The sequence below is a fragment of the Ectopseudomonas guguanensis genome (genome assembly GCF_900104265.1).
Classification (GTDB): Bacteria; Pseudomonadota; Gammaproteobacteria; order Pseudomonadales; family Pseudomonadaceae; genus Aquipseudomonas; species Aquipseudomonas guguanensis.
Genome location: NZ_FNJJ01000023.1, coordinates 1 through 5978, shown reverse-complemented (window position 1 = coordinate 5978; position 5978 = coordinate 1). Strand labels below are relative to the sequence as shown.

Annotated in this window: 5 protein-coding genes and 2 pseudogenes; 3 read left to right on the top strand and 4 right to left on the bottom strand. The window is 58.2% G+C overall.

Going from position 1 to position 5978, the window contains the following annotated elements:
- The 3 genes and pseudogenes from BLS61_RS23225 to BLS61_RS23215 all read left to right on the top strand — a co-directional run.
- Window positions 1-114, top strand: a pseudogene (locus BLS61_RS23225) (4-hydroxy-2-oxovalerate aldolase); the annotation flags it as partial.
- 44 nt (window positions 115-158) lie between these two features.
- Window positions 159-500, top strand: a complete 342-nt coding sequence (locus tag BLS61_RS23220) for a DoxX family protein (protein WP_090435416.1) — start codon at window positions 159-161, stop codon at window positions 498-500.
- A gap of 245 nt (window positions 501-745) precedes the next feature.
- Window positions 746-1726: an IS5 family transposase gene (locus BLS61_RS23215; protein WP_090435414.1), complete on the top strand. Its 981-nt coding sequence runs from the start codon at window positions 746-748 to the stop codon at window positions 1724-1726.
- A gap of 349 nt (window positions 1727-2075) precedes the next feature.
- Here the strand turns inward: BLS61_RS23215 and BLS61_RS23210 are convergent, their stop codons facing one another.
- From BLS61_RS23210 to BLS61_RS23195, 4 genes and pseudogenes are all read right to left on the bottom strand, one after another.
- Window positions 2076-3341 (bottom strand): OprD family porin, encoded by a 1266-nt coding sequence (locus BLS61_RS23210; RefSeq protein WP_090435412.1) that lies wholly within the window; start codon window positions 3339-3341, stop codon window positions 2076-2078.
- Window positions 3342-3388: 47 nt separating this feature from the next.
- Window positions 3389-4438, bottom strand: a complete 1050-nt coding sequence (locus BLS61_RS23205; protein ID WP_208598840.1) for an amidohydrolase family protein — start codon at window positions 4436-4438, stop codon at window positions 3389-3391.
- Window positions 4439-4529: 91 nt separating this feature from the next.
- Entirely contained in the window at window positions 4530-5735 is a 1206-nt protein-coding gene (gene mhpT / locus BLS61_RS23200; protein WP_244158003.1) for a 3-(3-hydroxy-phenyl)propionate transporter MhpT, read from the bottom strand.
- Between the two features lie 132 nt (window positions 5736-5867).
- Window positions 5868-5978, bottom strand: a pseudogene (locus BLS61_RS23195) (4-hydroxy-2-oxovalerate aldolase); the annotation flags it as partial.

Below are 5978 nucleotides of genomic sequence, written 5' to 3'. Positions count from 1 at the left end.
AAGTACGGCCTGAAGACCCTCGACATCCTCGTCGAGCTGGGCAAGCGGCGCATGGTCGGCGGCCAAGAAGACATGATCGTCGATGTGGCGCTGGATCTGCTGGCGCGTCGCTGAGCCACCCGATTCGGCAGCGCGCTAGGCGCTGCCCAGGAGCATGCATGAAAAACGCTTACTCAGTCGCTGTCGCCTTGGTGGCGCTATACGTCGGAGCCGCCGGGATCGCCAAACTGTTCGGGGTGCAGGCCGTTGCCCAGAGTTTCGCCACCATGGCGCTACCCGATGGAACCGCCATGCTGGTCGGTCTTTGCGAAGTGGCGGCGGCACTGGCCTTCTATATCGGGCCGCTGCGCCGGCTGGCAGCCGCTTGTCTGATCCCGCTGATGCTTGGCGCCCTTTACTACCACCTGGCCTACACCCCGGCGCTGCAGGCAGCTCCAGCGTTGCTGATCCTGCTGGTATGCGCCTGGGTGCTGAGCAGGCCTGAGCCGGCGCATGGATAGGATGGACCATGCGCACCTCGCAACAGCCATTGCATGGAGCTTGAGGGGCAAGCCACGACCTTGCTGGTCACCTGCGCTGCTTAGCCGTGGTCCGCCCGGTGAGTACCCAGCTCCTCAAATATCACCAACCTGCGCTCGGGCAGATAACTATGGGCAGCATCGTAGGTGGCTTTTACCTAGGGATGGTCTGAAAAAGACTCCCCGAATCTGGTGAAATACGCCGATCCCGTTGCCCGAGTTTCCCGATGAAGCAAATGACCTTCGCCGACGCCGAGTACGCCGGCAAGCGCAAGCAGACCCGCAAGGAGTTGTTCCTGATCGAGATGGATCAGGTGGTGCCGTGGAAGGGTTTGATTGCCCTGATCGAGCCGCACTACCCCAAGGGTGAAGGTGGCCGTCCGGCGTATCCGCTGATGGCGATGCTGCGCGTACATCTGATGCAGAACTGGTTCGGCTACAGCGATCCGGCGATGGAAGAAGCGCTCTACGAGACCACCATCCTGCGTCAGTTCGCCGGGCTGAGCCTGGAGCGTATTCCTGACGAAACTACCATCCTCAATTTCCGTCGCCGGCTGGAGAAGCAAGAGTTGGCGGCTGGGATTCTGGCGGTGATCAATGGTTACCTGGGCGACCGGGGGCTGTCGCTGCGCCAGGGCACCATCGTCGATGCCACGCTGATCCATGCGCCGAGTTCGACCAAAAATCAGGACGGCAAGCGCGACCCGGAAATGCACCAGACGAAGAAGGGAAACCAGTATTACTTCGGCATGAAGGCGCACATCGGCGCCGATGCCGAGTCCGGCCTGGTGCACAGCGTGGTGGGGACGGCAGCCAACGTTGCAGACGTTACCCAGGTCGACAAACTGCTGCACGGAGAGGAAAACATGGTGGGTGCCGACGCGGGTTACACCGGCGTCGAGAAGCGCCCGGAACATGAAGGCCGGGAGGTGATCTGGCAGATCGCGGCCCGCCGCAGTACGTACAAAAGGCTGAGTAAGCGCAGCGCGCTGTACAAAGCCAAGCGCAAGATCGAGAAGGCCAAGGCCCAGGTGCGCGCCAAGATCGAGCCCCCCTTCCGGGTGATCAAGCGCCAGTTCGGTTATGTGAAGACACGCTTCCGTGGCCTGGCGAAGAACACGGCACAGCTGGTGACATTGTTTGCCCTGTCGAACCTATGGATGGCGCGCCGACATTTGCTGACGAATGCAGGAGAGGTGCGCCTGTAAGGTGGGAAATGGCCGCCGAGAGGTGTGCGCGGAGGCTAAAAACACAGGAATGAGCGGCTGATCTGATCGTTTTTGATCAGTTTGCCGTGCTTCAAAATCGGCGGAGGCTGAAGTCGCCCGGAAATGCAGGGCGACTTCAGACCATCCCTAAACCCATTACTGGCCATCGAACTCTGGCGTCAAAGCGAGAAATGGGTTTCCTGACAGAACGAAACTCTATTGCGCGCTCGAATTGAACTTTAGGGCAACTCCAGATAAGCCCCTGTCAATCAGTCGATGCATCATTTCCGCCAAGACTGAGCTATGCCGCATAAGTTCCGCTTAAGCTAGCGGGGCAAGGAGTGCCATCCTAGAAAATTTTCCAAGTGTAGTTCAGGATCAATCGATTCTCATCGATGTCAGTCCGATAATTGGAGCGCGCGGTTACGTTGCGTATACGAATCAGAAGCCCTTTTAGAGCGCCGCTCTGAAACACATAAGCAATATCCAGATCTCGCTCCCGATCCTTGCCTTCGAATCCGCGCCCAGTGGTTACGTTATTGCCTGTGATGTAGCGCACGGAGGCAGTTAGGCCAGGAACGCCAAGGGCCGCAAAGTCGTAGTCGTAACGAACTTGCTTGGAACGCTCATCCGTATAGGCGAATTCGTAAGTGGGCACCTCATTCCCCAGCGGGGTGATGTTGGCGAATACGCGAGGAAATGGACTGTCCCCATACATTGCTTGGTACCCGAAGTAGAACGTGTGGGCTCCGTGCTTGGCCGACAACAACGAGAACAGTGCTTGGTTCTCGATTGAGCCGAGCAGCGCCTTACCCTCTTCGTTCGCGGTGTAGTAGCCCAGGTTTGCACTCAGAGTCCAGTCACCCAGAGGTTCAGAATGCTTTAACCCCAGGAAGCCCTGCTTGTAGATATCTTCGAGCTCACCGTACCAAAGGCTAGTGCTGGTTCGGTTCGAGTTGAATAGATAGTCGCCGCCTGCATAGTTATAGGCATCACTGACAGCTTGCCGTTGTGGCACATGACCCAGGACGGCTGACATCTTCCCATCGCCGCTCTCGTTGCGAAGATGGCTTGTGTTGAGGTGGCCACCCTGTAGCGTAAGTCCATCGATTTCTGCCGACGTGATGGAGATGCCCTGATAGCTCGGGGGCAAAAGCCGGATATCGCTGAATGTCAGGACTGGTAGGTTGGGTTGCAACTCGCCGTACTTGATCTCCGTCTTTGAAATACGAGCCTTGAGGGTAGGCCCTAAACGACTGTAATTGTCTGCGGATTGGCCATCCTCTTGCACTGGCAGCAATCCGCTGCCAGCACGATCAGGACTGCTATCGAGCTTGATCCCGAGCAAACCAATAGCATCGACGCCAAAGCCCAAGGTGCCTGGGGTGTATCCTGACTTGAAGTTGAGAATGAAGCCTTGAGCCCATTCCTCTGCCTTGGACTGTGGGTTGGAGCCGACAATGTCGGAGAAATCTCGGCTGAAATAGTAGTTGCGAGCTGTAAGCGTGGCGCTAGCTCCCTCGACGAACCCTCCCTGCTCAGCCAGCAGTGGCCCGCTGGCGAGCGAAAGACTCAGGGGGATAATCAATGGTGTTGCACGAGTTCGGCGTTTCATATCGGACTCTCTTGGATTTTGTTCTTATAAGGACTTCTCGTTGCGCCTCATGCCAACCGGGGGAACAGTTTCAACGCATTAGTGCGATTCACTGCTTCCCGCTGGGCGGTGCTGAATCCGAAGGAGTCCAAGAGGCCGGTGAAGTAGCTCGATCGCTCTTTGTTGGCGTATGGCCAGTCGCTGCCGAAGGTAATGTTTTCTGGTTTGGCAAATGCCAGCAGCGCAGAGAGCGCATAGGGGCTGCTCGAGAGGGCAGTGTCGAAGTAGAACTGACGCAGGCGTTTCAAGCCGCCCGCAGTACTGCCATCTTCAGAGCAAACACGTGCCATACGCTCAGCCGCGTAGGGAACAAATCCGCCTGCATGGGCAAGGATGATCTTCAGGTCGGGGTAACGTTCCAGACAGCCACGCTTAGCTAAATTGAGCGCAGCTCGTGTGGTGTCGAGCAGGAAGTCAGCCGCGTAGGGCGGAATCCCTTCGACCGGTGCTGCAGGAAGTTCTGAAGGATGGACAAATACTGTTGTCTTGTGGCGATTCAGTACCTCCAGAAGAGGATCCCACTCGGGAGTTCCTAGATAGGTCCCGCGCACGTTGGCAAGCAGGACCACGCCATCCGCCTTCAGTTTGGTCAGCGCATACTCTGCCTGCTCAATCGCGCCCGCAACGTCAGGCAAGGTCAGCGTCGCGAAGAAGCCAAAGCGTCCTGGATGCTTATCGACGAGCTCAGCACAGAACTCGTTAACCTCCTTGGCCTTGATGCGGGCCTCAGCATCGTTACCCAGGTGCACGCCAGGCGTGGACACGGAAAGAATTCCCGTCTGGATACCGTTGCTGTCCATCAAATCGAGTGCTCCTTCGGCACTCCAGGTCGGAATGGGAAGGCCCCCTGCGTTCAGGCCTCGCGAATCAAGCCATTTGGCGTAGAACGGGGGCACGATGTGCTGGTGAGTGTCGATGCGCTGAAGGCCCTTCAGTGCTCGGGCTCCTCCCTCGGTCGCAGCGGTTTGGGATGCAAATGCACTGGATGGCATGATCCCGGCGATAGCTGTGGCTGAAGCCGCTGTAGCCATGGTTTGCAGCAATTTTCTGCGGTTCATGATGAATTCCTTCTTGTTGTTGTATTGCGCAAGGAGCCGAAGCTCCGGTTAGTAAGGATTGGGACTGAAGTTACTTTTTCGCTTCGAGAAGTCAGTCGGGTAGCCGAGCTGGGCGGCGCATCCCAAGGTGGAAGAGCGCGAGTGCCGCAACCACGATGCCCGGGGCTGAGGCCAACAGGACGCCGGCGGTTCCTGTGCCGAGGGCAAGCATTTGCCCCGCGACCAACGGACCGCTCATGGCACCCAAGCGCCCAACGGCTACGGCTGCTCCGACACCTGTGGCGCGCACGCGAGCGGGGTAAAACCAAGGGGCGAGGGCATAGAGAACCCCTTGGCCACCGGTGGCGAAGAAGCCTGCGACGAAACCTGCCACCAGCATGCCGGTCAGGTCTTCAGCCAGCCCCAGGCCCGCTAGGGCGCAAAGAATTCCTACGTACACAAGAGCAGCGGTTGCCCAAGCAGGTAGGTGCTCCATTAGTACGCCTAAGGCAAGAGTTCCGATTGCTGCACCAATCTGCAGAGCAAACATGACCCAGCTTGCATTGATCGAGCTGAAGCCTTGGTTGACCAGCAGGCTGGGGAGCCAGTTGATCAGGATGTAGACCACCATCAGCGTGAAGAAGTAGCTAAGCCACAACAGCCAGGTAGCGCTCTGGCCCAACAGATCGGTGCGGAGGTTGGTGGGATTTGAACGGATGCTGGCGGTACGAAAATCAGACGTTTCCGGAAGATACATCCAGAGCAGTGGCAGGATGAGCAGGGGAACGACTCCCCCGATCTGGAACACCAGTTGCCAATCCGCGGCGTAGCCGGCGATGCCTATAGCCGCGGCAAGCGCAGCGCCGAGAGGAACGCCGCAGTACATGAGACTTACGGCGCTGCCACGCAGTCGCGTCCCTGCGGCTTCTGAGGTGAGTGCGATGAGGTTGGGGAGTGCCGCACCTAGTCCCACGCCGGTCAGCAAGCGTGCAGCAATCAGCGTCGAAAGGTCCCAGGCATATGCAGTCGCCAGGGAGAACAGGCCAAACAGGGCGACTGATGCAATCAGAACCCGTTTGCGGCCGATACGATCCGCAAGCCAGCCTCCAGCGAAGGCGCCAGGCAACAGACCCAGGATGCCGGCACTGAATACCCAGCCCATCTGCATCTTGTCCAGGCTAAAGGCCGTGGCCATTCCGCTAGCGGCAATGCCAGCGGCCTGCAGATCCAGTCCTTCCAGCAAGGCAACGAGAAAGCACAAGCCGATCGTTGCAGCCATGCGCGATTGTCCATGAAGGGTTTCAGTGAGGGCGTTCATACAGCCTCCCTTCCGTTCAGGAAGCGAATGGCACTGGCGACGTGTAAGGCAAGGCAGTTAGTCATAGGGTTTCACCCGTATTGTTCTTGTAATGAAGGAGGCCGGTTTCCCTGGGGGAGCCGGCCGGTGTTTTCAGCGGTCGAGCAAGTCCAGCGCCACATCGACGATCATGTCTTCTTGGCCGCCGACCATGCGCCGCTTGCCCAGCTCGACGAGGATGTCGAGGGTCTTCAGGCCGTACTT

Coding starts and splice junctions, on each gene's coding strand:
- BLS61_RS23215 (WP_090435414.1), top strand. CDS start 746: ATGAAGCAAATGACCTTCGCCGACGCCGAGTACGCCGGCAAGCGCAAG.
- BLS61_RS23220 (WP_090435416.1), top strand. CDS start 159: ATGAAAAACGCTTACTCAGTCGCTGTCGCCTTGGTGGCGCTATACGTC.
- BLS61_RS23205 (WP_208598840.1), bottom strand. CDS start 4,438: ATGAACCGCAGAAAATTGCTGCAAACCATGGCTACAGCGGCTTCAGCC.
- BLS61_RS23210 (WP_090435412.1), bottom strand. CDS start 3,341: ATGAAACGCCGAACTCGTGCAACACCATTGATTATCCCCCTGAGTCTT.
- mhpT (WP_244158003.1), bottom strand. CDS start 5,735: ATGAACGCCCTCACTGAAACCCTTCATGGACAATCGCGCATGGCTGCA.